This window comes from Mesorhizobium sp. M0051 (assembly GCF_040323235.1).
Lineage (GTDB): Bacteria > Pseudomonadota > Alphaproteobacteria > Rhizobiales > Rhizobiaceae > Mesorhizobium.
This window is the reverse complement of the sequence record NZ_JAMYUT010000019.1, coordinates 14455-40889: the sequence shown is the minus strand read 5'-3', so window position 1 is coordinate 40889 and position 26435 is coordinate 14455. Positions and strand designations below refer to the sequence as shown.

Below are 26435 nucleotides of genomic sequence, written 5' to 3'. Positions count from 1 at the left end.
CGCCGCGTTGCAGCATAGGCCCTTAAAACGGTTCAGCGGTTAAACTGTCACGCTTCCGCATTAGGGTCCGGTGCTGTAATCAACGTGGATTGGCGCCAACGGAAAGCCGAGCATGAACGCACTCTTGAGCTCATACCTGCCCATCGTCCTGTTCATCGGCGTGGCGCTGGTTGTCGGCCTGGCGCTGCTGGCCGCACCCTTCCTGGTGGCTTACCGCAACCCCGATCCCGAAAAGCTTTCCGCCTACGAGTGCGGTTTCAACTCGTTCGACGACGCCCGCATGAAGTTCGACATCCGATTCTACCTGGTGTCGATCCTGTTCATCATCTTCGACCTGGAAGTGGCCTTCCTTTTTCCGTGGGCGGTGTCGTTCTCGAAGATCGGAATGCTCGGCTTCTGGTCGATGATGGTGTTTCTGGCGGTGCTGACCATCGGCTTTGCGTATGAATGGAAAAAAGGAGCGCTGGAATGGGATTGAACGACAGTTCAGGCACCCTCGTCGCGCCGAAGCCTAAAGGTATCCTCGATCCCAATACCGGCCGGCCGGTAGGGGGAGACGATCCCTTCTTCCTCGAGATCAACAACGAACTGGCCGACAAGGGCTTTCTCGTTACGTCGACAGAGGCGCTGATCACCTGGGCGCGCAGCGGTTCGCTGATGTTCATGACCTTTGGTCTTGCCTGCTGCGCGGTCGAGATGATCCACACCTCGATGCCGCGCTATGACTCGGAGCGGTTCGGCGTCGCGCCGCGCGCGTCTCCGCGCCAGTCCGACATCATGATCGTCGCCGGCACGCTGACCAACAAGATGGCGCCGGCGTTGCGCAAGGTCTACGACCAGATGCCGGAGCCGCGCTACGTCATCTCGATGGGCTCATGCGCCAATGGCGGCGGCTACTACCACTATTCCTATTCGGTGGTGCGCGGCTGCGACCGCATCGTGCCGGTCGACATCTATGTGCCCGGCTGCCCGCCGAGCGCCGAAGCGCTGCTTTACGGCATTCTTCTGCTGCAGAAGAAGATCCGCCGCACCGGCACGATCGAACGGTAAATCCATGACCGCATCCCTGAGCGAACTGTCGACCTATCTCGGCGAGAAGCTGATCGACCGCGTGAATGACGCTGATATCGCCTATGGCGAGCTTACCATTCGCGTCGAGCCGCGCGATCTGGTCGAGGTCATGACCTTCCTGCGCGACGATGCGCGCTGCCAGTTCATCTCGATCATCGACATCTGCGGTGCGGACTATCCGTCACGCGCCAAGCGCTTCGACGTCGTCTATCATCTCCTGTCGCCGAAGCAGAATGTGCGCATCCGCGTCAAGGTGCAGGCCGACGAGGAAACCATGGTGCCGTCGATCACCGGCGTGTTCCCCGGTGCCGACTGGTTCGAGCGCGAGACCTACGATCTCTACGGCGTGCTGTTCTCCGGCCATCCCGATCTGCGGCGCCTGTTGACCGACTACGGCTTCGAAGGCCATCCGCTGCGCAAGGATTTCCCGCTGACCGGTTTCGTCGAGGTGCGTTACGACGACGAGGCCAAGCGGGTCATCTACGAGCCTGTGGAACTGAAGCAGGAATTCAGGAACTTTGACTTTTTGAGCCCGTGGGAGGGAACGGATTACGTTCTTCCCGGGGACGAAAAAGCGAAACAGTGAATGGCGAATAGTGAATGGTGAATGGACAAGACGCCGGAAACTATACGCGACTATCGCGATCTCATCGTCTGGCAAGAGGCGATGGATATCGCCGAGGAAATCTATGTTTTGACGCGCGCGTTTCCGCGCGAGGAATTGTATGGGATCACCTCCCAGATGCGACGATGCGCGGTCTCAATCCCGGCAAATATCGCGGAGGGGTTTGGTCGCGCGCAGCGGCGAACGTTCATTCAGTTTCTTCGCATCGCACAAGGCTCGTTGAAGGAATTGGAGACACATACCATGCTGTGCATACGGATCGGGTTGTTGTCCCAGGAGCAGGCGGCGAAGCTGGAACCGAATTACACAAAACTCGGCAAGAGGCTGGTTTCGTTCGTCCGGTCGCTGGACCAGGATGGCGCACGCGCATGACCATTCACCATTCACCATTCACCATTCACTCATCGCCAAGGGCGATCCATGGCTGAAACCTCCGTCCGCAATTTCAACATCAATTTCGGCCCGCAACATCCTGCGGCGCATGGTGTTTTGCGCCTCGTGCTGGAACTCGACGGCGAAGTCGTCGACCGCGTCGATCCGCATATCGGGCTGCTGCACCGCGGCACGGAAAAGCTGATCGAGGCCAAGACCTATCTGCAGGCGATCCCCTATCTGGACCGGCTCGACTATTGCGCGCCGATGAACCAGGAGCACGCTTTCGCGCTGGCCGCTGAGCGCCTGCTCGGCATCGACGTGCCGAAGCGCGGGCAGCTGATTCGCGTGCTCTACTGCGAAATCGGCCGCATCATGTCGCACATCCTCAATGTGACGACGCAGGCGATGGACGTCGGTGCGCTGACTCCGCCGCTGTGGGGCTTCGTCGAGCGCGAAAAGCTGATGGTATTCTATGAGCGCGCCTCCGGTTCGCGCATGCACGCCGCCTATTTCCGTCCTGGCGGCGTCCATCAGGACCTGCCGCAGAATCTGGTCGAGGATATCGGCAAGTGGATTGACCCGTTCCTGAAGTCGATCGACGACCTCGATCAGTTGCTGACCGGCAATCGCATCTTCAAACAGCGCAATGTCGATATCGGCATCGTAACGCTGGCCGATGCCTGGGCCTGGGGTTTTTCCGGAGTCATGGTGCGCGGCTCGGGCGCTCCTTGGGATCTGCGCAAGTCGCAACCCTATGAATGCTATTCGGAAATGGATTTCGACATTCCGATCGGCAAGAACGGCGACTGCTTCGACCGTTACCTCGTGCGCATGGAAGAAATGCGCCAGTCTGCAAAAATCATGCGCCAGTGCGTCGATCTCTTGCTGGGCAAGGAAAGCACCGGTCCAGTGTCGAACCTCGACGGCAAGGTGGTGCCGCCCAAGCGTCAGGCGATGAAGCGCTCGATGGAAGCGCTGATCCACCACTTCAAGCTCTACACCGAGGGTTATCGCGTGCCGGCCGGCGAGGTCTATGCGGCGGTCGAGGCGCCGAAGGGTGAATTCGGCGTCTATCTGATCTCCGATGGCTCCAACAAGCCCTACCGCTGCAAGCTGCGCGCGCCCGGCTTCGCGCATCTGCAGGCCATGGATTTCCTCTGTCGCGGCCACATGCTGGCCGACGTCACCGCCGTTCTTGGCTCCCTCGACATCGTGTTTGGTGAGGTCGATCGCTAAATGTCAGTCCGCCGTCTCGCAGAAGCCAGCGTCCAGCCAGCATCCTTCGCCTTCAACCGCGCGAATGCGGCCGCGGCGAAGCAATGGATCAAGAAGTACCCGAAGGGCCGCGAACCGTCGGCCATCATCCCGCTTCTGATGCTGGCGCAGGAGCAGGAAGGCTGGGTGACGAAGGCGGCGATCGAGACGATCTCCGACATGCTCGGCATGCCCCGTATCCGTGGCCTCGAGGTGGCGACCTTCTACACCCAATATCAGTTGAACCCGGTCGGCACGCGCGCGCATATCCAGGTCTGCGGCACCACGCCCTGCATGTTGCGCGGCTCGGAAGCGCTGATGGATGTCTGCCGGTCAAAGATCCATCACGACCAGTTCCACACCAACGACAAGGGCACCTTGTCGTGGGAAGAGGTCGAATGCCTCGGCGCCTGCGTCAACGCGCCGATGGTCATGGTGTTCAAGGATACTTTCGAAGACCTCACCCCCGAACGGCTGGCCGAGATCATCGACCTCTATGATGCGGGCAAGGGCGCCTCGGTAACGCCGGGGCCGCAGAACGGCCGCACGGGCTCGGAGCCGGCCTCCGGCCTCACCAGCCTGAAGAGCGAAAAGGCGATTCTCAAGTCGACCCGCGATAGGGAGGCCAGGGAGGCGGCCAAGGCCGCCAAGGCGGCGCCTGATGCGATCATCGCCACGGTCGCGCCAGTAGCAGCTGACGCTCCGGTTGCGCCGTCGAAGGCCAGCAAGCCGAAAACCGATGCGCCGGAAACCAGCCCGGCGCTGAAATCGCCTTCGCCGGTCAAAGTGGCGCCGGCCGTTGAAAAGGCGGCGAGCGTTTCGGCACCGTTGCATTCGGCCGCCAATGCCAACAAGGCGGACCCCGAGGTCGAGCAGGTTTCCAAGCAGCGCAGCGGCCCGAAGAACAAAGCCGAGCCGGCGACCGCCTTCAAAGCACCGGAAGTCAAAGTGCCGGCGGCGAAAGCCGCCAAGCCTTCCAAGCCGTCGCTGGAGGACAAGAACCGTCCAGCCGGCATCGACAGGCCGGCACTGGTCGACGACCTCAAGCTGATCTCGGGCGTCGGGCCGAAGATCGAAGGCATCCTGCATTCCCTTGGCATTTTCACTTTCGCGCAGATCGCATCGTGGAAGAAGGTCGAGCGTGAGTGGGTGGACGGCTATCTCTCCTTCCAAGGCCGCATCGAGCGTGACGACTGGGTCAAGCAGGCCAAGGCGCTCGCCAAGGGCGGCGTCGCCGAATACATCCGCGTCTTCGGCAAGAAGCCGGTCTGAGGGACGAAAAATGCTTCAGGACAAAGATCGCATCTTCACCAACATCTACGGCCTGTTCGACAAGTCGCTGGCTGGCGCGCAGGCGCGCGGTGCCTGGGACAACACGCCGGGCATCGTCGCGAAGGGACGCGACTGGATCGTCAACGAGATGAAGGCGTCGGGCCTGCGCGGCCGCGGCGGCGCAGGCTTTCCGACGGGCCTCAAATGGTCGTTCATGCCCAAGCAGAGCGACGGCCGGCCGAGCTATCTCGTCATCAATGCCGACGAGTCCGAGCCCGGCACCTGCAAGGACCGCGACATCCTGCGCAATGACCCGCACACGCTAGTCGAGGGGGCCCTGCTCGCCGGTTTCGCGATGGGCGCGATTGCCGCCTACATCTACGTGCGCGGCGAGTTCATTCGTGAACGAGAGGCGCTGCAGCGCGCCATCGACGAGGCCTATGAGGCCAAGCTGATCGGCAAGAACAACACCTCCGGCTACGATTTCGAAATCTACATGCACCACGGCGCCGGCGCCTATATCTGCGGCGAGGAGACAGCACTCCTCGAAAGCCTCGAAGGCAAGAAGGGCCAGCCCAGGCTGAAGCCCCCATTCCCGGCCAATGTCGGCCTTTATGGTTGTCCGACCACGGTCAACAATGTCGAATCGATCGCCGTTGCGCCAACCATCCTGCGCCGCGGTGCGGCGTGGTTCTCGTCCTTCGGCCGGCCCAACAATGTCGGCACCAAGCTGTTCTGCATCTCCGGCCACGTCAACAATCCGTGCACGGTCGAAGAGGCGATGTCGATCCCGTTCCGCGAGCTGATCGAGACGCATTGCGGCGGCATCCGCGGCGGCTGGGACAATCTTTTGGCGGTCATTCCCGGTGGTGCATCAGTGCCGCTGGTGCCGGCCGAGCAGATCATAGATACGCCGATGGATTTCGACGCATTGCGCGACCTCAAGTCCGGCCTCGGTACGGCGGCTGTCATCGTCATGGACAAGTCGACCGATATCGTGAAGGCGATCGCTCGGCTTTCCTACTTCTACAAGCACGAGAGCTGCGGCCAGTGCACGCCGTGCCGCGAAGGCACGGGCTGGATGTGGCGGGTGATGGAGCGCCTTGTGCGCGGCGAGGCGCAGAAGCGCGAGATCGACATGCTGCTCGACGTCACCAAGCAGGTCGAGGGTCACACGATCTGCGCGCTGGGCGATGCGGCGGCATGGCCGATCCAGGGCCTGATGCGGCATTTCCGCGGCGAGGTGGAGCGGCGCATCGACGAGTTTTCGCGCAACGCGCACCGGGCCGAGCCGGTTATGGTGGCGGCGGAATAGAAGAATTTTTTGAATGCGGGCGAGAGCCCGAAGCGAAATACGGGCAAGTGCCTGATCTGAGACAACCGGGGCGGGCGAACGAAGAAACGACCAGGAGAATCTATGGCGCCGTATTCGACACCCAATCCACTGATGCCCAATTTGGACCAGCTCGAGAAGATGAACCAGGACCTGACCAGGATGATGCCGAAGGAGATGGCCAGTGCCATCAACCTTCTCGTGCACCCCGTGGCGGGTGCGGCGGCGATGTCGGCGCTTGGCCTCGGGTTCGCCAATCACGCGTTCGGCGTCTGGCTGGGCGCGCTTTCGGGGGCGGCTGAGGCCTCGCAACGGCTGCTGCAGCCGATCGTCGATGATTTCGAGGCGCGCGTCGCGCAGTTCGACGATCCGAGCCCGTCCTCCACCAGGGCGCGCGCGACGGCGAAAACCATGATTGCCGAAGCGCAGTCCTTTGCCCAGGAAGTCACGGACATTGCCGCGAAGGAAGCCGCCACTGCAGTGCCGGCGGCGAATGCCGTCCCGGCGGCCGGCGACGCCGCCGATGTGCTGATGCCAGAGGATTTCAGACAGCCCAAGGCGATGGAAAAGCCGGCAGAACCGGCGGATCTCAAGGCCATATCGGGTATCGGTCCCAAGCTGGAAAAGGTTCTCAACGGCCTGGGCATCTGGACGTATGCCCAGATCGCGGCATGGACGCCGCAAGAGGTTGCCTGGGTCGAGGACTATCTGTCGCTCGGCGGCCGTATCGGTCGCGACGAGTGGACGGCCCAAGCGGCGGCGCTCGCCGTCACGAAGTGAATGAAATGCCCGGTGTGGTCTCGACCACGCCCGGAAAAAGAGATTGCGGGAACTCCGCAGGGGTTTGAGGCGAATGGCAAAGCTCAAGGTCGACGGGAAAGAGATCACTGTACCCGACCACTACACGCTGCTGCAGGCGGCGGAAGACGCTGGCGCGGAAGTGCCGCGCTTCTGCTTCCATGAGCGGCTGTCGATCGCCGGCAATTGCCGGATGTGCCTGATTGAGGTGAAGGGCGGACCGCCCAAGCCGCAGGCTTCCTGTGCCATGGGCGTGCGCGACCTGCGCCCCGGCCCGAATGGCGAGGCGCCGGAAATCTTCACCAACACGCCGATGGTCAAGAAGGCCAGGGAAGGCGTGATGGAGTTCCTGCTGATCAACCATCCTTTGGATTGCCCGATCTGCGACCAGGGCGGCGAATGCGACCTGCAGGACCAGGCGATGGCCTTCGGCGTCGATTCCTCGCGCTATCATGAAAACAAGCGCGCGGTCGAAGACAAGTATATCGGGCCTCTGGTCAAGACGGTGATGAACCGCTGCATCCATTGCACGCGCTGCGTCCGCTTCACCACGGAAGTCGCCGGCATCTCCGAACTCGGCCTGATCGGCCGTGGCGAGGACGCCGAGATCACCACCTATCTCGAAAGCGCGATGACCTCGGAGCTGCAGGGCAATGTCATCGACCTGTGTCCGGTCGGCGCGCTGACCTCGAAACCCTTCGCCTTCCAGGCGCGGCCGTGGGAACTGACCAAGACCGAATCCATCGACGTGATGGACGCGGTCGGCTCGGCGATCCGCGTCGACAGCCGGGGCCGCGAAGTGATGCGCATCCTGCCGCGCGTCAACGAAGCGGTGAACGAGGAGTGGATTTCCGACAAGACCCGCTTCATCTGGGACGGCCTGCGCACGCAGCGCCTCGACCGCCCCTATGTGCGCAAGGACGGCAAGCTGGTTCCGGCAAGCTGGGCCGAGGCGTTCGCCGCGATCAAGGACGAGGTGTCGAAGACCGCTCCCGAGAAAATCGGCGCCATTTCAGGCGATCTCGCCGCGGTCGAGGAAATCTACGCGCTGAAGCTGCTGATGGCCTCGCTCGGTTCAAGAAATATCGACTGCCGCCAGGACGGTGCCGCCCTCGATCCGGCGCTTGGCCGTGCGAGCTATATCTTCAACCCGACCATTGAAGGCATCGAGCAGGCCGATGCGGTGCTGATCATCGGCGCCAACCCGCGCTACGAAGCCTCGGTGCTCAACGCCCGCATCCGCAAGCGCTGGCGGATCGGCAATTTGCCGGTCGGTGTCGTCGGCGATGTCGGCGACACGCGCTATGACTACGAACAGCTGGGCGCCGGCCCGGATTCGCTGAAGGATCTGGCGGACGGCAACGGCAAGTTCTTCCAGGTGCTTAAGAAGGCGACACGTCCGCTTGTTATCGTCGGCCAGGGCGCGCTGGCGCGCGCCGATGGCGCGGCCGTGCTCGGCCAGGCGGCAAAACTAGCCGCCGCTGTGAACGCTGCTCGCGCGGACTGGAACGGCTTTGCCGTACTGCACAATGCGGCCGGACGTGTCGGCGGCCTCGATCTCGGCTTCGTGCCGGGCGAGGGCGGCAAGAATGTTGCCGGCATGCTGGGCGACATGGAGCTGCTGTTCCTGCTCGGCGCCGACGAGATCGACATGGCCAAGACCGGCGGCGCCTTCGTCGTCTATATCGGCACGCATGGCGACCAGGGCGCACACCGCGCCAATGTCATCCTGCCGGCTGCCGCCTATACCGAAAAGTCGGCCACCTATGTCAACACCGAGGGCCGCGTGCAGCAGACCAACCGCGCCGGCTTCGCGCCGGGCGAAGCGCGCGAGGACTGGGCGATCCTGCGGGCCCTGTCGGATGTACTGGGCAAGAAACTGTCGTTCGATTCGCTGCCGCAACTGCGCGCAAAACTCTACGGAGAATACCCGCACCTGGCCCGCATCGATCAGGTCGCGGCCGGCAATGCCGAGGACATCGCCAAAGTGGCCAAGCTCGGCGGGCGCCTGAACAAGGGCACCTTCACCTCGCCGGTCAAGGATTTCTACCTGACCAACCCGATCGCGCGGGCATCGGCCGTGATGGCGGAATGCTCGGCGCTGGCCAAGAGCGGCTTCAAGCAGGCGGCGGAATAAGCATGGACACTTTCTTCTCCTTCTACGTGCTGCCGGCGCTGCTGATCCTGTTGAAGTCGGTCGTGCTGATCGTCGTGCTTTTGATCTTCGTCGCCTACATCCTCTACGCCGATCGCAAGATCTGGGCGGCGGTGCAATTGCGCCGCGGCCCGAACGTCGTCGGCCCCTGGGGCACGCTGCAGGCCTTCGCCGATCTGCTGAAATTCGTCTTCAAGGAACCGGTGATCCCGTCCGGCGCCAACAAGGGCGTCTTCCTGCTGGCGCCGCTGGTCTCGGCCGTGCTGGCGATCTCGGCCTGGGCGGTCATCCCGGTCAGCCAGGGCTGGGCGATCGCCAACGTCAATGTCGGCATCCTCTATGTCTTCGCCATTTCCTCGCTCGAGGTCTATGGCGTGATCATGGGCGGCTGGGCGTCCAACTCGAAATATCCGTTCCTCGGCGCGCTGCGTTCGGCCGCGCAGATGGTGTCCTACGAAGTCTCGATCGGCTTCGTCATCGTCACCGTGCTGCTCACTGCCGGCTCGCTCAACCTGTCCGAAATCGTGCTGTCGCAGCATGACGGGCTTGGTACGCGGCTTGGCCTGCCCAACACCTTCCTCGATTGGAACTGGCTGGCACTGTTCCCCATGTTCATCATCTTCTTTATCTCGGCACTGGCCGAGACGAACCGTCCGCCTTTCGACCTGGTGGAAGCCGAATCGGAACTGGTCGCCGGGCACATGGTCGAGTACTCGTCGACGCCGTTCCTGCTGTTCTTCCTCGGCGAGTATGTCGCCATCGTACTGATGTGCGCGCTGGCCACCATCCTGTTCCTCGGCGGCTGGCTGCCGCCCTTCGATTTCGCGCCGTTCACCTGGGTGCCGGGCGTCATCTGGTTCGTGCTGAAGGTCTGCTTCGTGTTCTTCGGCATTTCCATGGTGAAGGCCTTCGTGCCGCGCTATCGCTACGACCAGCTGATGCGGCTTGGCTGGAAGGTGTTCCTGCCTATCTCGCTGTTCATGGTGGTCGCCACCGCCGCCGTCCTCAAGATCACGGGGTTTGCGTGATGTCCGCTCTTTCCCAAGCCGCAAAATCGCTGCTGCTGCAGGATTTCGTCAGCGCCTTCTTCCTGTCGATGCGCCAGTTCTTCGCGCCGAAGGAGACGATCAACTATCCGCACGAGAAGGGGCCCACCAGCCCGCGCTTCCGGGGCGAGCACGCGTTGCGCCGCTATCCCAATGGCGAGGAACGCTGCATTGCCTGCAAATTGTGCGAGGCCATCTGCCCGGCTCAGGCGATCACCATCGAGGCCGGGCCGCGCCGCAATGACGGCACGCGCCGCACGGTGCGTTACGACATCGACATGGTGAAGTGCATCTATTGCGGCTTCTGCCAGGAAGCCTGCCCGGTCGATGCCATCGTCGAGGGGCCGAATTTCGAATTCGCGACGGAGACGCGCGAGGAACTCTACTACGACAAGGACAGGCTGTTGGCGAATGGCGACCGTTGGGAGCGCGAACTGGCGCGCAACATCTCGCTGGACTCGCCGTACCGCTGATATTTGACGCATTGACGGGGCGAGGCCTCGGCCAGAGGATGATCCCGAAAAGTTGCAGACTTTTCGGACCTGATCATCCTCAGGAATTTTGAGTGGCGCATGTTTCTTTCGCTCGGGTCTTTCAACCCGATCGGAACATGGGCTAGGAACACGCAACTTGCCGACCGGAGGCGGTGGCAAAGATCGAAACAGGACGAGCGTCCTGTTCGGACAGGAACCTGGGGGAACCCCAATGCTGAGTGGACTAGAGGCGGCCTTTTTCTACCTCTTCGCCTTTGTCGCGGTGGCGTCGGCGTTCATGGTCATTTCGTCACGCAACCCCGTGCATTCGGTGCTGTTCCTGATACTGACCTTCTTCAACGCTGCCGGCCTGTTCATGCTGACCGGGGCCGAGTTCCTGGCGATGATCCTGCTCGTCGTCTATGTCGGCGCGGTCATGGTACTTTTCCTGTTCGTCGTCATGATGCTCGACGTCGATTTTGCCGAGATGAAGGAAGGCGCCCTGCAATACGCGCCGATCGGCGCGCTGGTCGGGCTGATCCTGGCAGCGGAGCTGATCGTCGTGCTCGGCGGCTATACATTCGCGCCGCAGCTCGCCTCGACGGTCTCGAAGCCGATCCCGGATCTCGCGGCGCGGACAAATACGGCCGCACTCGGCGACATCCTCTATACCGACTACCTCTATTACTTCCAGATTTCGGGCCTCATCCTGCTGGTCGCCATGATCGGGGCCATCGTACTGACGCTGCGCCACAAACCGGGGATCAAGCGGCAGTCGATCGCAGCCCAGGTCGGCCGCACGCCGGCGACGGGCATGGAAATCCGCAAGGTCAAGACAGGCGAGGGGCTCTGAGATGGTTGTCGGCATCGCGCATTACCTGACCGTATCGGCGATCCTGTTCACGCTCGGCGTGTTCGGCATCTTCCTGAACCGCAAGAACGTCATCGTCATCCTGATGTCGGTCGAGCTGATCCTTCTTGCGGTGAACATCAATTTCGTCGCCTTTTCGGCTGCACTTGGCGATCTGGTCGGCCAGGTGTTCGCGCTGTTCGTGCTGACGGTGGCGGCGGCCGAGGCCGCCATCGGACTTGCCATTCTCGTCGTCTTCTTCCGCAACCGCGGCTCGATCGCGGTCGAAGACGTGAACATGATGAAGGGTTGACGGAACCACCATGTATCAGGCCATCGTCTTCCTTCCGCTGCTCGGCTTCCTGATCGTCGGCCTGTTCGGCACGTCGCTCGGCGCCAAGGCGTCCGAATACATCACCTCCGGCTTCCTGGTGATCGCGGCCGTGCTGTCGTGGATCGCGTTCTTCACCGTCGGTTTCGGCCATAGCGAGGTGTTCACCGTGCCCGTGCTGCGCTGGATCCAGTCGGGCGGACTGGAAGCGTCCTGGGCGCTGCGGATCGACACGCTGACGGTGGTGATGCTGGTGGTGGTCAACACCGTGTCGGCGCTGGTCCACATCTACTCGATCGGCTACATGCACCACGATCCGAACCGCCCGCGCTTCTTCGCCTATCTGTCGCTGTTCACCTTCGCCATGCTGATGCTGGTGACGGCGGACAATCTGGTGCAGATGTTCTTCGGCTGGGAAGGGGTCGGTCTCGCCTCCTACCTGCTGATCGGCTTCTGGTACAAGAAGCCGTCGGCCAATGCCGCGGCGATCAAGGCCTTCGTCGTCAACCGCGTCGGCGATTTCGGCTTTGCGCTCGGCATCTTCGGCTTGTTCGTGCTGTTCGGCTCGGTCAATCTCGGCACTATCTTCGCCAATGCGGCTACGTTCGTTCCGGCCGAAGGCGCGCCACAAGGCGCCGCCGTGCTGACCTTCCTTGGCTATGCGCTGGACAAGCAGGCGGCCATGACGATCGTCTGCCTGCTCTTGTTCATGGGTGCCATGGGCAAGTCGGCGCAGGTGCCGCTGCACACCTGGCTGCCGGACGCCATGGAAGGCCCGACGCCGGTTTCCGCACTGATCCATGCCGCCACCATGGTGACGGCCGGCGTATTCATGCTGGCGCGCCTGTCGCCGCTTTTCGAACTGTCGCATTCGGCACTGATGGTTGTCACCTTCATCGGCGCCTTCACCGCCTTTTTCGCGGCGACGGTCGGCCTTGTGCAGAACGACATCAAGCGCGTCATCGCCTATTCGACCTGTTCGCAGCTCGGCTACATGTTCGTGGCGCTCGGCGTCGGCGCCTATGGCGCGGCGATCTTCCACCTGTTCACGCATGCCTTCTTCAAGGCACTGCTGTTCCTCGGCTCCGGCTCCGTCATTCACGCCGTTTCCGACGAGCAGGACATGCGCAGGATGGGCGGCTTGCGGACGCTGATCCCGACCACTTACTGGATGATGGTGATCGGCACGCTGGCCCTGACTGGCGTCGGCATTCCGGTGACGGTCATCGGCACCGCCGGCTTCTTCTCCAAGGACGCTATCATCGAGAGCGCCTTTGCCAGCCACAACCCGGTCGCCGGCATGGCCTTCATCCTTCTGGTCATCGCCGCCTGTTTCACCTCCTTCTACTCCTGGCGGCTGATCTTCATGACCTTCCACGGCCAGCCGCGGGCGAGCCATGAGGTGATGCACCACGTCCATGAATCGCCGCCGGTGATGCTGGTGCCGCTGTTCATCCTGGCCGCGGGCGCGCTGTTTGCCGGCATTATCTTCCACGGCGCCTTCATCGGTGAAGGCTATGCCGAGTTCTGGAAGGCGTCGCTGTTCACGCTGCCGGACAACCACATATTGCACGAGATCCACGAATTGCCGCTGTGGGTCGAACTGTCGCCGTTCATCGCCATGCTGATCGGCTTCGCGGTGGCCTGGAAGTTCTACATCCGCTCGCCGGAAATGCCCGTCAATCTGGTTGCCCACCATCGCGGGCTCTATGCCTTCCTGCTCAACAAATGGTATTTCGACGAGCTTTACGACTTCCTGTTCGTGCGGCCCGCCAAGCGCCTCGGCCATTTCCTGTGGAAGACCGGCGACGGCGCCGTCATTGACGGCCTCGGCCCGGATGGCATCTCGGCGCGGGTCGTCGATGTCACCAACCGCGTGGTCAAGCTGCAGACCGGCTATCTCTACCACTATGCCTTCGCCATGCTGATCGGCGTTGCCGCACTCGTCACCTGGATGATGCTCTGATGACCGCCTGGCCAATCCTCTCGCTGGTCACCTTCCTGCCGCTGGTTGGTGTGCTGCTCATCCTGTTCATCAACGATGACAGTGAAAACGCGCGCCGCAACATCCGCGCGATCGCTCTGTTGACGACGACGTTCACGTTCGTCATCTCGCTGTTGATCTGGACCGGTTTCGACAATTCGCAGTCCGGCTTCCAGTTCGTCGAGAAAGTTGCCTGGCTCGACTCCGGCATTTCCTACCATATGGGCGTCGACGGCATCTCGATGCTGTTCGTCATCCTGACGACCTTCCTGATGCCGCTCTGCATCCTGGCGTCGTGGGAATCGATCGAGAAGCGCGTCAAAGCCTACATGATCGCCTTCCTGCTGCTCGAAACGCTGATGATCGGCGTGTTCTGCGCGCTCGATATCGTGCTGTTCTACGTCTTCTTCGAAGCCGGCCTGATCCCGATGTTCATCATCATCGGCGTCTGGGGCGGCAAGCGGCGCGTCTATGCGTCGTTCAAGTTCTTCCTCTACACGCTGGCCGGCTCGGTGCTGATGCTGCTCGCCATCATGGCGATGTTCTACCAGTCCGGCACGACCGACATCCCCACTCTGTTGACGCACAATTTCCCGGCCAACATGCAGACATGGCTATGGCTCGCCTTCTTCGCCTCTTTCGCGGTGAAGATGCCGATGTGGCCGGTGCATACCTGGCTGCCGGACGCGCACGTCGAGGCACCGACGGCGGGGTCGGTCATCCTGGCAGCTATCCTCTTGAAGATGGGCGGTTACGGGTTCCTGCGTTTCTCCTTGCCGATGTTCCCGCTGGCGTCCGAGATGTTCGCGCCGCTGGTCTTCGTGCTCTCCGTCGTCGCCATCATCTACACTTCGCTGGTGGCGCTGATGCAGGAGGACATGAAGAAGCTGATCGCCTATTCGTCGGTCGCCCATATGGGCTTCGTCACCATGGGCATCTTCGCCATGAACCAGGAAGGCGTGCAGGGTGCCATCTTCCAGATGCTCAGCCACGGCCTCGTCTCCGGCGCGCTGTTCCTGTGCGTCGGCGTTATCTACGACCGCATGCACACGCGCGAGATCGACGCCTATGGCGGCCTGGTCAACAACATGCCGAAATACGCCGCCGTGTTCATGATCTTCACCATGGCCAATGTCGGCCTGCCCGGCACCAGCGGCTTCGTCGGCGAGTTCCTGACCATGCTCGGCGTGTTCCGGGTCAACACCTGGGTGGCGTTCTTCGCCGCCACCGGCGTCATCCTGTCGGCCGCCTACGCGCTCTGGCTCTATCGCCGGGTGATCTTCGGCGCGCTGACCAAGGACAGCCTGAAAAACCTGCTGGATCTGTCGCCGCGCGAGAAGCTGATCATCTACCCGCTGGTCATGCTGGTCATCTTCTTCGGCGTCTATCCCGCACCCGTCTTCGACGCGACGGCTGAATCGGTCAAGTCGCTCGTCACCAATGTCACTGCATCCATCGGCGCCGCGCAGACCGCGGCGGCGAACTGACCAGAGGTTTTGCGAAACATGACGCCGGACCTTCTCTCCAGCCTGTCGCTCTCGACGCCAGAGTTGATCCTTGCCGTCGGCGCCCTGGCGCTGCTGATGGTCGGGGCCTATTCGCGCGCCAACACAGCCAACACGGTGACTGGCATTGCCGTCGCCGTGCTGGTGATCGCCGGAGCCTGGCTGATCTTCCAAACCGGGCAGGGCAGCGCCTACGGCAATGCATTCATCCAGGATACCTTCGCCCACTTCATGAAAGTGCTGGCGCTGGTCGGCTCGGCGGTGACGCTGGTTATGTCGATGCGCTTTGCCAAGGCGGAACGGTTCGACAAGTTCGAATATCCGGTGCTGATCCTGCTCTGCACGCTCGGCATGATGCTGATGATCTCCGCCAACGGCATGATCGGCCTCTATCTCGGCCTCGAACTGCAGTCGTTGGCGATCTATGTGCTGTGCGCGATCAATCGTGACAATCTGCGCTCGACCGAGGCCGGCCTCAAATATTTCGTCCTCGGGGCGCTGTCGTCGGGCATGCTGCTCTATGGCATCAGCCTGGTCTACGGCTACACCGGCAACACCGGCTTCCAGGAGATCGCAACGGCACTGGGCAGCGGCGAGCGCCAGCTCGGCCTCGTCTTCGGTCTCGTCTTCGTGCTGGCCGGCCTTGCCTTCAAGATCTCGGCGGTGCCGTTCCACATGTGGACGCCCGACGTCTATGAGGGCGCCCCGACGCCGGTGACGGCCTTCCTGGCGGCGGCACCGAAGATGGCGGCGATGGCGCTGATCGTGCGCGTCACCATGGGCGCGTTCAAGCCGATCGCCGCCGACTGGCAGCAGATCATCGTCTTCATCTCGATCGCGTCGATGGCGCTCGGCGCTTTCGCCGCGATTGGCCAGACCAACATCAAGCGGCTGATGGCTTATTCCTCGATCGGCCATATGGGCTACGCGCTGGTCGGCCTTGCCGCCAACAGCCAGGCCGGCGTGCGCGGCGTCGCCATCTATATGCTGATCTATCTGGTGATGACGCTCGGCACCTTCGCCTTCATTCTCGCCATGCGGCGCAAGGAAGGCAATGTCGAGCAGATCAGCGATCTGGCCGGCCTGTCGTCGACCAACCCGATCATGGCGACGATCCTGACCATCCTGATGTTCTCGCTCGCCGGCATTCCGCCGCTCGCCGGCTTCTGGGGGAAATGGTACGTCTTCCTCGCCGCCATCAATGCCAATCTCTACGCGCTGGCGATCATCGGCGTGCTGGCCTCTGTCGTGGGCGCCTATTATTATCTGCGCATCATCAAGATCATGTGGTTCGACGAACCTGTCGGCGGTTTCGTGCCGATGGCGAGCGAATTGCGTGTCGTGCTCGGCGTCTCCGGCGCCTTCGTGCTGTTCTATGTGCTGATCGGCGGACCGATCGGCACCTATGCCGAAGCCGCCGCCAAGACGTTTTTCTAGACGGCATGGCGTTTCGGCTGGCTCCAACCTCGGCGTCGGAAGGGTTCCGGCTCGAGGCGCATGACAGCGTCGGCTCCACCAATGCGCTGGCGCTGGACCACGCAAGGGCGGGTGACCCGGGCAGGCTGTGGGTTGTTTCCAAGAAACAGGAAAGCGGGCGTGGACGACGTGGCCGCGTCTGGTCGACCCCCGAAGGCAATCTGGCGGCGACGCTGCTCGTCATCACCAATGCCGAGCTTCGCCTTGCCGCGACGCTGGGTTTCGTCGCCGGGCTGGCGCTGGCCGATGCGCTCGACGCCGTGGTGCCGAAGGGCCGGATTGCCATCGGCCTCGACGGCGGCAGTGAGGGAAAGAACCGTTTCGAGCTGAAATGGCCGAATGACGTGCTTGCCTCCGGCGCCAAGCTGGCCGGCATCCTGCTGGAATCGGCGATCCTGGAAGGCGGCCGTTTCGCGGTGGCGGTCGGCATCGGCGTGAATGTGGTGGCATACCCTGAGGATTTGCCCTATCCGGCAACATCATTGCGCGCGCTGGGCGCGACATGCGATGCGGAAACACTGTTCCTGGCGCTGTCGGATGCCTGGAGCGAGAATGCCCGGTTGTGGGACGGGGGGCGCGGACTTGCGGCCGTCAGGCGACGCTGGTTGGCTCGCGCGGCGGGGCTCGGTGGGCAGGTTGCTGTCAGAATTGACGGTAATGTCGTGCGTGGGATCTTTGAAACCATTGACGAGGACTGCCGTTTCGTGATCCGCGACGATGAAGGTTCTGTTCTGACGATTGCCGCCGGCGACGTGCATTTCGGCGCGGTCGCGTCTGCCCGCGTCTAGGGTCGTTCGCTAGCGGCTCTAAGTGTTTGTTTTCATGCAATTCCTGTGGGAAAATCGTTAGACACTTTTCCTGGAATTGCTTTATGGACTTGGTCTGAGGACCAGGAAGGAAAAAATCATGGCGAAAGCGGAAAACGCCGACCTTGTCTTCGTGCCGCTCGGCGGCGTTGGCGAGATCGGCATGAACTTCGCTCTTTACGGCTACGGTCCGCCGAGCGCGCGCGAGTGGATCGTTATCGATGTCGGTGTGACCTTCCCCGATGCCACCCTCCCCGGGGTCGACCTCGTGCTGCCAGATACGCGCTTTATCGAGGAGAACCTCGCCAATCTGCGCGGCATCGTCATCACCCATGCGCATGAAGACCATTATGGCGCGCTGCTCGACACCTGGCCGAAGCTGAAGGCGCCGGTGTGGATGACGCCGTTCAGCGCCGGCTTGCTCGAAGCCAAGCGGCAAGGCGAGCAGGGGGCTCCGAAAATACCGGTGACGATCTACAGAGCAGGTGAGAAATTCACCGTCGGTCCGTTCGAGATCGAGGCCATTCCGGTCGCGCACTCTATTCCCGAGCCGATGTCGCTGGCGATCACCTCGCCGGCCGGCACCGTCATCCACACCGGTGACTGGAAGATCGATCCGGAGCCGACGATCGGGCCGAAGACCGACGAGGCGCGTTTCCGCGCCTATGGCGACAAGGGCGTTCTGGCGCTGATCTGCGATTCGACCAACGCGCTGCGGGAAGGCGAGTCGCCGTCGGAAGTCGCGGTCGGCGAAGGACTGAAAGGTGTTATCCAGTCTGCCAAGGGCCGTGTTGCCGTCACCACATTTTCCTCCAATGTCGGCCGCATCGTCTCCATCGCCAGGGCGGCGCGCGATGCCGGCCGCCAGTGCCTGGTGCTCGGCCGCTCGCTGAAGCGGGTGATCGATGTCGCCGGCGAACTCGGCTATATGGACGGGCTGCCGGAATTCATCGCCGAGGAGGATTTCGGTTTCATCCCGCGCGAAAACCTCGTCATCATCTGCACCGGCAGCCAGGGCGAGCCACTTGCCGCATTGGCCAAGCTATCGCGCGACGAGATGAAATCGGTATCATTTACAGCCGGCGACACGGTGGTGTTTTCCTCGCGCACCATTCCAGGCAACGAGAAGGCGATCCTCGAGATCAAGAACCGCCTCATCGACCTCGGCATCAAGATCATCGAGGACGGCGACGCGCTGGTGCATGTCTCCGGCCATCCGCGGCGCAGCGAATTGCGCAAGATGTACGAATGGGTTCGACCGCAGATCGGCGTTCCCGTGCATGGCGAAGCGGCGCATCTTGTGGGGCAGGGGTCGCTGATGTCGACTTCGGGCATCGGCCAGGTGGCGCAGGTGCGCGACGGCGACATGCTCAGGCTTGCTCCCGGTCCCGCCACCATCATCGACCAGGTGCCGTTCGGCCGCATCTACAAGGATGGCAGGCTGATCGGCACCGATCAGGCGATGGGCATCCGCGACCGGCGCAAGCTATCGTTTGCCGGCCATGTCGCGGTCAATGTCGTGCTCGACGACAAATATGAGCTTGCCGGCGATCCCGACCTGGTCGCCATCGGCGTCGCCGAGGCCGACGGCCGTGGCGAGACGCTGGAGGACCTGATGATCGATGCGGCAATCGGCGCTGTGGACTCGATCCCCCGTCAGCGCCGAAAAGACCTCGACCTTGTGCAGGAAGCGGTCCGGCGCGCCGTGCGCGGCGCAGCCAACGAAGCCTGGGGCAAGAAGCCGCTGGTGACGGTGTTTGTGACGAGATGAGGGAGTAGGCAGTAGGCATTAGGCAGCAGAGGAAAAATGACAAAGATGCAGATCTATCACCATTCCCTACTGCCTACTGCCTACTGCCTATTGCCCTGAGGAAAACCTATGCTCGAACGCCTGAACCATGTCGCGCTTGTCGTGCCGGATCTGGCTGCTGCCGTCGCCGCCTATCGCAACACGCTTGGCGCTGAAGTGACGGAGCCGCAGGCGCTGCCGGAGCATGGCGTCACGGTGGTGTTCGTCAATGTCGGCAACACCAAGATCGAGCTTCTGGAGCCGTTGGGCGAGGGGTCGCCGATCGCTGCCTTCCTGGAGAAGAACCCTTCCGGCGGCATGCATCATCTTTGCTATGAGGTCGACGACATCCTGGCCGCGCGTGACCGTCTCAAGGCTGCCGGCGCCCGTGTGCTCGGCGACGGCAACCCGAAAACCGGCGCGCACGGCAAGCCGGTGCTGTTCCTGCATCCGAAGGATTTCTTCGGCACGCTGATCGAACTGGAGCAATCATGAGCTGGGTTTCGTTCACCGCCCTTTTTTTCGCGACCTGGTGGGTGGTGCTGTTTGCCGTGCTGCCGTTCAGTGTGAAGACGCAGGATGACGATCATGATGTGACGCTGGGCACGGTTCCGAGCGCGCCGCGCGGTCCCCATATGCTGCGCGCCGTGATCCGCACCACCCTCGCCACGGCCGTCCTCATAGGCATTTTTTATGGCCTGACGCATGGGTTGGGATATAGCCTCAACGACATCCCGCACATCGTGCCGGAATTCAACCAAACCCCAACCAAATAAACCGCCCCGCAAGGGCGTTTTTACCAGTTGGAATCCTGCGCGTTCCGAACAGGAATGCCGTGCCGTTTGCGGCTGCGCGAGTGCTGCCGCAAGGTAAGGTAGTTTGGCAACTCGTTGCGCTAAGCGGGTGATTGCACAAAAAAAATGCAAGGCACAAGGCCTTGCAATTTAAACGCGTCCGATCTGTTTCCGGTTTCCGGTGGCAGCGAGTAACCGCGCCTAGATCGCATCCTCCCAAGACTTTGACCGCGTAGGAGAGCAGATTTTTTTCTACCCTCTCGGTTATGAGGGCACATTAGCCTAACGCGAATGAAAATGTCACGAAGAATTTTGCCTTGAAACGGGCATTCTCGTGCTGCGCTGCACAATAGTGCGGCAGGCGTTGCTTGGGAAACGACCTGTAAGGCGCGCGGCGCAATCACGGCGCCTTGGAACGCCGCGCGTTTGCCCGATCCGCGAAGGACAGTGCAACAGTTTTACTCGCAGCAGCGCCGTATTTTTGAAAATCAATTTCCGATTTTCGGACCGGTGCGTCCGGGTTTCCATTCCGCCATGAAATGGCTATGAAGCCGGGGCAAGCAAGCCCGTGCCGCGCCGATTCCCGCGCGGCGATCCTCACTCACGGACCAGTCCATGCGTTTGTCGCGCTATTTCCTGCCTATCCTGAAAGAAAATCCGCGCGAGGCTGAAATCGTCTCGCATCGGCTGATGCTGCGCGCCGGCATGATCCGCCAGCAGGGGCAGGGCAGTTTCTCGTGGCTGCCGCTCGGCAAGCGGGTGCTGGACAAGGTCTGCCGCATCATCCGCGAGGAGCAGAATCGTGCCGGTGCGCTGGAAATCCTGATGCCGACCATCCAGTCGGCCGATCTGTGGCGCGAAAGCGGCCGCTACGACGACTACGGCAAGGAGATGCTGCGCATCAAGGACCGGCAGGACCGCGACATGCTCTACGGTCCGACCAATGAGGAAGTGGTCACCGAGATCGTCCGCGCCTATGTGAAATCCTACAAGGACCTGCCGCTCAATCTCTACCACATCCAGTGGAAGTTCCGCGACGAGGTGCGGCCGCGCTTCGGCGTCATGCGCAGCAGGGAATTCCTGATGAAGGATGCCTATTCGTTCGACCTCGACTTCGAGGGCGCCAAGGCGGCCTACAACAGGATGTTCGTGTCATATCTCAGGACGTTTACGCGCATGGGCCTGCAGGCTATCCCGATGCGGGCCGACACCGGACCGATCGGCGGCGACCTCAGCCATGAATTCATCATCCTTGCCGATACCGGCGAGAGCCAGGTCTACTGCCATCGCGACTATCTTTCGCTCGATGTGCCGGGAGAGAAGACCGACTTCACCAACGACGCCGAGATCGGCGACATCGTCAAGACGTGGACGACGCCTTACGCCGCCACCGACGAGATGCATGACGAGGCGGCTTGGGAAAAGATCGGCGAGAACGACAAGGTTTCGGCTCGAGGCATCGAGGTCGGCCACATCTTCCATTTCGGCGACAAATATTCCAAGCCGATGGGCGCCAAGGTGACCGGCCCCGACGGCAAGGATCATTTCGTCTCCGGCGGCTCCTACGGCATCGGTCCGTCGCGCCTTGTCGCGGCGATCATCGAAGCGAGCCATGACGACAACGGCATCATCTGGCCGGAGGCGGTGGCGCCGTTCGACATCGGGCTGATCAACATGAAGGCGGGCGACGCCGAGTGCGACCGCGTCTGCGACGAGCTGCATGCCGCTTTCGTCGCTGACGGCAAGGACGTGCTCTATGACGACACCGACCAGCGCCCCGGCGGCAAGTTCGCCACCGCCGACCTGATCGGCCTGCCGTGGCAAGTGATCGTCGGACCGCGCGGCGTGGCTGCCGGCGAGATCGAGATCAAGAATCGCAGGACCGGCGAGCGCGAGACGCTGCCGATCGCGGATGCGAAAAAGCGCTTCGGTATCGCCGCATGAGCGAAGCGGTGGCGGCAAGATCGGCGGGCGCCGGGCCTTTTTCCATTTTCGAGCGCATGGTCGCCTGGCGCTATTTGCGCTCGCGGCGCAAGGAGACGGTGATCTCGGTGATCGCGTCGATCTCCTTCCTCGGCATCATGCTGGGGGTCGCCACGCTGATCGTGGTGATGGCGGTGATGAACGGCTTCAGGGCGGAGCTGCTGACACGCATCCTCGGCGTCAACGGTCATCTCATCGTGCAGCCGCTCGATTCGCCGCTCGAGGATTATGCCCAAGTCGCCGGCCGCATCAACGGTGTATCAGGCGTCAGATACGCCATCCCGCTGATCGATGGCCAGGTGCTGGCACAGGGCAATGTCGGCGGCGGAACCGGTGCGCTGGTGCGCGGCATCCGCGGCGAGGATCTCGGCAAGATCGCCATCGTTGCCGGCAACATCAAGCAGGGCTCGATCGCCGATTTCGATACGGGCGAGGGCGTGGCCATCGGCAAGCGCATGGCCGAGAATCTCGGCCTGACGCTCGGCGACACCATCACCCTGATCTCGCCGGACGGCGATGTGACCCCGATTGGCACGACGCCGCGCATGAAGGGCTACAAGATCTCGGCGATCTTCGAAGTCGGCATGTCGGAATATGACACGTCCATCGTCTACATGCCGTTCTCCGAGGCGCAGCTTTATTTCAACATGGACGGCCGGGCGCAAACGATCGAGATCTATGTCGACAATCCCGATGACGTCGATGCGCTGAAACCGAAGGTGGAGGCGGCAGCGCAGCGGCCGATCGACATGGTCGACTGGCGCCAGCGCAACGAGACGTTCTTCTCCGCCCTGCAGGTCGAGCGCAATGTCATGTTCATGATCCTGACGCTGATCGTGCTGGTGGCGGCGCTCAACATCATTTCCGGCCTGATCATGCTGGTGAAGGACAAGGGCCACGACATCGCCATCCTGCGCACCATGGGAGCGTCGCGCGGCGCCATCCTGCGCATCTTCCTGATGACTGGGGCAGCGATCGGCGTGACCGGCACGCTCGCGGGCGTGCTGCTCGGCGTGCTGATCTGCACCAACATCGAATCCATCCGCCAGTTCTTCTCCTGGATGACCGGCAAGGTGCTGTTCAACCCGGAGCTCTATTTCCTCAGCCAGCTGCCGGCGAAGATGGATCCGCGCGAGACGACCTATGTCATCCTGATGGCGCTCGGCCTGTCATTCCTGGCAACGGTTTTTCCAGCATGGCGGGCCGCGCGCCTCGATCCCGTCGAAGCCTTGAGGTACGAGTGATGGCCGAGGCCATTATCGAGTTGAAGAGCGTCGAGCGGCACTATGTCCAGGGGCCGCGCAAGCTCACCATTCTCAACGGCGCCGATTTCTCGCTGAAGCGCGGCGAGATGGTGGCGCTGGTGGCGCCGTCGGGCACCGGCAAGTCGACGCTGTTGCACACGGCCGGCCTCTTGGAGCGCCCCGATGCCGGCGACGTCATCCTCGCCGGCCGCGCCTGCGGACGCCTCTCCGACGACGACCGCACGGCGATCCGCCGCAACGATGTCGGCTTCGTCTACCAGTTCCATCATCTGCTGCCGGAGTTTTCCGCGCTGGAAAACATCATGATGCCGCAGCTCATCAAAGGGCTGAGCCGCAAGGAAGCGGCGGAGCGTGCGGCACAGCTGCTCGACTACATGCAGATCGGCAAGCGCGCGTCGCACCGGCCGTCCGAGCTTTCCGGCGGCGAGCAGCAGCGCGTCGCCATTGCCCGCGCCGTTGCCAATGCGCCGCTGGTGCTGCTGGCGGATGAGCCGACCGGCAATCTCGACCCGGTCACCGCCTCCTATGTGTTCGAGGCGCTGGCGGCGCTGGTCAAGCAATCGGGCCTCGCGGCGCTGATCGCCACCCACAATCACGAGCTGGCGTCGCGCATGGACCGGCGCGTCACGCTGGCCGACGGCAAAGTGGTGCCGCTCTAGGGCACGGCGATACTCAGATAATGCCGGCCTGATCTGAATCTCGACGGGCCCTGGTCGGCGCCGGGCCACCCTCGCACGCCCGTCAACCTTTTCTTAACCCTGCCGATCCGACCTCCCGAAAATTTCGGAGACAGCCGGATTGTGCACGTTGACATTTGAACAAAACTAGAACAAAATACGAACATATCAACAACAGGAGAGAGTTATGACCGATCTGGTTCAGGATGTCATCTCACTGGTTTGCATGAGCACTTTCCTCGTTTCCATGGCAATCTGGATCGGAGCCATGTGATTTTGGCGGCATTCGGCGCCGCGGATCCTGCGCGCTCAAGACCGTTGCGCCCGTTAAGCCTTTCTTGCCGCCGCGACGATAGGGTGATCTGAAAGACAGGGGAGCAACGTCCAAGTGTCGCCCATCGTCACGGCCATTCTGGCCAGCAATCTCGGGCTGATCTTTCTCTTGATGACCGTGCCGTTTGGTTTGCGCACGGTCCGGCTGTCTCGTCTGGTGGCGATGGACCGGCAACGTCTCTGGCAGGCGCTGTGGCCGCTCGGCAGCGATGCCGGCTGGTCCGGTGAGATACTCTCGGCCGAAGGGCCGGACGGCGAGGGCGTGGCTCGAATCATGCTGTCCTGGGAAGGCCGCGATGGCAAGCCGATCGAGCGCAAGTCGCGGTTTGAAGACGTCGTAGAGGGATGCCGCTTTTCGATGCGCGTCATCGAGGACACCGCGCTCGACGCTTCGTTCTGGAAGGATTATCGCGAAACCGCCGAACTTGTTTCCGAGGGCAACGGCACGCGGGTGACGCTCAGCCAGACCGATCGCTATCGCGGCGTTGCCTTCCTGGTGTTCCGCTATTTCGCCATGCGCCGCGAACTCTCCAAGCTGCAGCGCTGGGCGCGGACCGGGCAGTATCGCAAGGGCGGCTGGTTCGAGCATCCGCTCAGCCAGGTCGGCTTCGCCGGTCTTTCCGCGCTGATCCTGTGGCCGTTCTTCGGGCTTCATTTCGGCGGGCTGGCATTGGCCGCGATCCTGACGTCGGTTGTCGCCCTGCATGAGCTCGGTCACATGGCTGCATTTCGGCTGATGGGCCACAACAGGGCACGGATGATCTTCATTCCATTGCTCGGTGGCATCGCCATCGGTGGGCGGCCGTATGACAGCCGTTTCGAGGTCGCCTTCGTGGCGCTGATGGGCGCCGGCTTCTCCGCCTTCCTGGTACCGATCGCAATCGCTGCGAGCACCTTTGCCGGCGCGGAAGGGCATCGGTTGGCGGCTGGGCTGCTGGCGACGCTGGCTGGCTTCGCCGCCCTGTTCAATATCGCCAATCTTGTGCCGGTGTGGAAGTTCGACGGCGGCCAGGTGCTGCGCCAGATCTGTCCGGGGCCCATCGTGCTGGCGCTGGCCTCGTTCTTCCTGCTCTCGGCCTTTCTGGCGGTGGGTTGGCAGGCCGGCTTTTCCTCCAACTTTCTGCTCGCTACAGGGGCGGTGTTTTCAATTCTCAGCCTGCTGACGATGAGCAGCGGGTTCAAGCCGCGCCACGAGCTGAAGCCGATCCGCACCGTCGACCGCTTCGCCATGGCGGCGGCGCTGCTGGCGGTGTTCGCCATCCATGGCTACGGCGTCTTGTGGGCCTCAGCTCAGCTAACTTGAGCCGTGCCGGATCAGGAAGAATCAACCCGCCTTGCGTGCGGCTTCGACAGGCAATGCCGTGGCGGGACCGAAGACATCCTCGAAGGCGGATTTCAGCGCGAGATCGAGGTCGGCCATTGTCAGGGGAAGACCGAGGTCGACGAGGCTGGTGACGCCGTGGTCCTGCACGCCGCAGGGCACGATGCCACTGAAATGGTCGAGATCCGGTTCGACATTGATGGCGATGCCGTGAAAGCTCACCCAGCGTCGCAGCCGGATGCCTATTGCCGCGATCTTGTCCTCGGCCGGCGAGCCGTCCGGCAGGGAAGGGCGATCTGGACGCACAACCCAGACACCGACCCGGTCCTCGCGGCGCTCGCCATGCACGTTGACGGCTGCGAGCGTGCCAATGATCCACTGTTCGAGCGCGGCGACGAAGGCGCGCACATCCTCGCGTCGTCGCTTCAGGTCGAGCATGACATAGGCAACCCGCTGGCCCGGTCCATGGTAGGTGTATTCGCCGCCGCGTCCTGCTTCAAACACCGGGAAGCGGTTGGCGTCTATCAGATCCTCGCCGCGGGCACTGGTGCCGGCCGTGTAAAGCGGCGGATGTTCGACCAGCCAGACCATTTCGCCGGCGGCGCCGCTGCGGATCGCCTCGGCGCGCGCCTCCATGAATGCAAGCGCATCGGGGTAGGCGGTGAGGCCCGGTTCGACGCGCCATTCGACCGGTGCCGACCCGGGGAGCGGCAGGAACGACGTGGCGATCTGGCTTCGTTCTGGCATGACGTATCTCGTGTTGCCCTCATATGGCGCCAATCCGGCGAAACGTCCAGTTCGGCCCTGCATTGCCATCCTGTGGAACGTTATGCCAATCGCCTGACATTATTGCGTGCCGCGCACTTGTTTCGCCGGAAACGATTTGCTACACGCCGCGAGCCGGTCAGTTCCGGCTCTA

25 protein-coding genes are annotated in these 26435 nt (G+C 62.4%); 24 read left to right on the top strand and 1 reads right to left on the bottom strand.

Going from position 1 to position 26435, the window contains the following annotated elements; translation table 11 throughout:
* Positions 1-112: 112 nt before the first annotated feature.
* The 24 genes from NKJ90_RS19870 to NKJ90_RS19755 all read left to right on the top strand — a co-directional run bounded on the left by NKJ90_RS19870 (position 113) and on the right by NKJ90_RS19755 (position 25498).
* On the top strand, positions 113-478 hold the full coding sequence (locus NKJ90_RS19870) for an NADH-quinone oxidoreductase subunit A (RefSeq protein ID WP_010910112.1): 366 nt from the start codon (positions 113-115) through the stop codon (positions 476-478).
* Positions 469-1050, top strand: coding sequence for a NuoB/complex I 20 kDa subunit family protein (locus NKJ90_RS19865; protein WP_023757133.1), 582 nt, complete (start codon positions 469-471; stop codon positions 1048-1050). The genes NKJ90_RS19870 and NKJ90_RS19865 overlap by 10 nt, the downstream gene beginning before the upstream one ends.
* Before the next feature lie 4 nt (positions 1051-1054).
* The gene (locus tag NKJ90_RS19860) at positions 1055-1657 is read left to right on the top strand and encodes an NADH-quinone oxidoreductase subunit C (RefSeq protein ID WP_023757134.1); all 603 of its coding nucleotides are present in this window, start codon (positions 1055-1057) and stop codon (positions 1655-1657) included.
* 21 nt (positions 1658-1678) lie between these two features.
* Positions 1679-2068 (top strand): four helix bundle protein, encoded by a 390-nt coding sequence (locus NKJ90_RS19855; protein WP_031259544.1) that lies wholly within the window; start codon positions 1679-1681, stop codon positions 2066-2068.
* 48 nt (positions 2069-2116) lie between these two features.
* On the top strand, positions 2117-3307 hold the full coding sequence (locus NKJ90_RS19850) for an NADH-quinone oxidoreductase subunit D (protein WP_023757136.1): 1191 nt from the start codon (positions 2117-2119) through the stop codon (positions 3305-3307).
* Entirely contained in the window at positions 3308-4597 is a 1290-nt protein-coding gene (locus NKJ90_RS19845; RefSeq protein ID WP_023757137.1) for an NADH-quinone oxidoreductase subunit E, read from the top strand. It abuts the gene before it with no gap.
* Between the two features lie 10 nt (positions 4598-4607).
* Positions 4608-5912 (top strand): NADH-quinone oxidoreductase subunit NuoF, encoded by a 1305-nt coding sequence (nuoF, locus tag NKJ90_RS19840; RefSeq protein ID WP_023757138.1) that lies wholly within the window; start codon positions 4608-4610, stop codon positions 5910-5912.
* A 102-nt stretch (positions 5913-6014) separates the two neighbouring features.
* Positions 6015-6710 carry a helix-hairpin-helix domain-containing protein gene (locus tag NKJ90_RS19835; protein WP_023757139.1) on the top strand — a complete coding sequence of 232 codons (696 nt, stop codon included), beginning with the start codon at positions 6015-6017 and terminating at the stop codon, positions 6708-6710.
* 73 nt (positions 6711-6783) lie between these two features.
* Positions 6784-8865, top strand: a complete 2082-nt coding sequence (gene nuoG / locus NKJ90_RS19830) for an NADH-quinone oxidoreductase subunit NuoG (RefSeq protein ID WP_352486637.1) — start codon at positions 6784-6786, stop codon at positions 8863-8865.
* A gap of 2 nt (positions 8866-8867) precedes the next feature.
* Positions 8868-9911 carry an NADH-quinone oxidoreductase subunit NuoH gene (nuoH, locus tag NKJ90_RS19825; protein WP_023757141.1) on the top strand — a complete coding sequence of 348 codons (1044 nt, stop codon included), beginning with the start codon at positions 8868-8870 and terminating at the stop codon, positions 9909-9911.
* Entirely contained in the window at positions 9911-10402 is a 492-nt protein-coding gene (nuoI, locus tag NKJ90_RS19820) for an NADH-quinone oxidoreductase subunit NuoI (RefSeq protein WP_013531098.1), read from the top strand. The genes nuoH and nuoI overlap by 1 nt, the downstream gene beginning before the upstream one ends.
* Before the next feature lie 232 nt (positions 10403-10634).
* Positions 10635-11255 (top strand): NADH-quinone oxidoreductase subunit J, encoded by a 621-nt coding sequence (locus NKJ90_RS19815; protein WP_023757142.1) that lies wholly within the window; start codon positions 10635-10637, stop codon positions 11253-11255.
* Position 11256: 1 nt separating this feature from the next.
* Positions 11257-11565 (top strand): NADH-quinone oxidoreductase subunit NuoK, encoded by a 309-nt coding sequence (nuoK, locus tag NKJ90_RS19810; RefSeq protein ID WP_019858930.1) that lies wholly within the window; start codon positions 11257-11259, stop codon positions 11563-11565.
* A 10-nt stretch (positions 11566-11575) separates the two neighbouring features.
* Complete coding sequence (nuoL, locus tag NKJ90_RS19805) at positions 11576-13549, top strand: NADH-quinone oxidoreductase subunit L (protein WP_023757143.1); 1974 nt, start codon at positions 11576-11578, stop codon at positions 13547-13549.
* Positions 13549-15054 carry an NADH-quinone oxidoreductase subunit M gene (locus NKJ90_RS19800; RefSeq protein WP_023757144.1) on the top strand — a complete coding sequence of 502 codons (1506 nt, stop codon included), beginning with the start codon at positions 13549-13551 and terminating at the stop codon, positions 15052-15054. Before nuoL ends, NKJ90_RS19800 begins: the two co-directional genes overlap by 1 nt.
* Positions 15055-15072: 18 nt before the next feature.
* Entirely contained in the window at positions 15073-16509 is a 1437-nt protein-coding gene (gene nuoN, locus NKJ90_RS19795) for an NADH-quinone oxidoreductase subunit NuoN (protein ID WP_023757145.1), read from the top strand.
* Positions 16510-16514: 5 nt separating this feature from the next.
* The gene (locus tag NKJ90_RS19790; protein ID WP_352486633.1) at positions 16515-17336 is read left to right on the top strand and encodes a biotin--[acetyl-CoA-carboxylase] ligase; all 822 of its coding nucleotides are present in this window, start codon (positions 16515-16517) and stop codon (positions 17334-17336) included.
* 118 nt (positions 17337-17454) lie between these two features.
* Positions 17455-19125, top strand: coding sequence for a ribonuclease J (locus NKJ90_RS19785; protein WP_352486631.1), 1671 nt, complete (start codon positions 17455-17457; stop codon positions 19123-19125).
* A 108-nt stretch (positions 19126-19233) separates the two neighbouring features.
* The gene (mce, locus tag NKJ90_RS19780) at positions 19234-19638 is read left to right on the top strand and encodes a methylmalonyl-CoA epimerase (RefSeq protein ID WP_023757147.1); all 405 of its coding nucleotides are present in this window, start codon (positions 19234-19236) and stop codon (positions 19636-19638) included.
* Positions 19635-19919 (top strand): DUF1467 family protein, encoded by a 285-nt coding sequence (locus tag NKJ90_RS19775; protein WP_023757148.1) that lies wholly within the window; start codon positions 19635-19637, stop codon positions 19917-19919. Before mce ends, NKJ90_RS19775 begins: the two co-directional genes overlap by 4 nt.
* Positions 19920-20552: 633 nt before the next feature.
* Entirely contained in the window at positions 20553-21881 is a 1329-nt protein-coding gene (gene proS, locus NKJ90_RS19770) for a proline--tRNA ligase (RefSeq protein ID WP_023757149.1), read from the top strand.
* A complete protein-coding gene (locus NKJ90_RS19765) occupies positions 21878-23164 on the top strand; it encodes a lipoprotein-releasing ABC transporter permease subunit (protein WP_023757150.1) in 1287 nt (428 codons plus the stop codon). The genes proS and NKJ90_RS19765 overlap by 4 nt, the downstream gene beginning before the upstream one ends.
* Entirely contained in the window at positions 23161-23844 is a 684-nt protein-coding gene (locus NKJ90_RS19760) for an ABC transporter ATP-binding protein (protein WP_023757151.1), read from the top strand. The genes NKJ90_RS19765 and NKJ90_RS19760 overlap by 4 nt, the downstream gene beginning before the upstream one ends.
* Before the next feature lie 406 nt (positions 23845-24250).
* Entirely contained in the window at positions 24251-25498 is a 1248-nt protein-coding gene (locus NKJ90_RS19755) for a site-2 protease family protein (RefSeq protein ID WP_352486627.1), read from the top strand.
* Positions 25499-25519: 21 nt separating this feature from the next.
* Here NKJ90_RS19755 and lipB read toward each other — a convergent pair whose 3' ends face one another.
* Positions 25520-26263, bottom strand: a complete 744-nt coding sequence (gene lipB, locus NKJ90_RS19750; protein WP_023757153.1) for a lipoyl(octanoyl) transferase LipB — start codon at positions 26261-26263, stop codon at positions 25520-25522.
* Between the last annotated feature and the right edge of the window lie 172 nt (positions 26264-26435).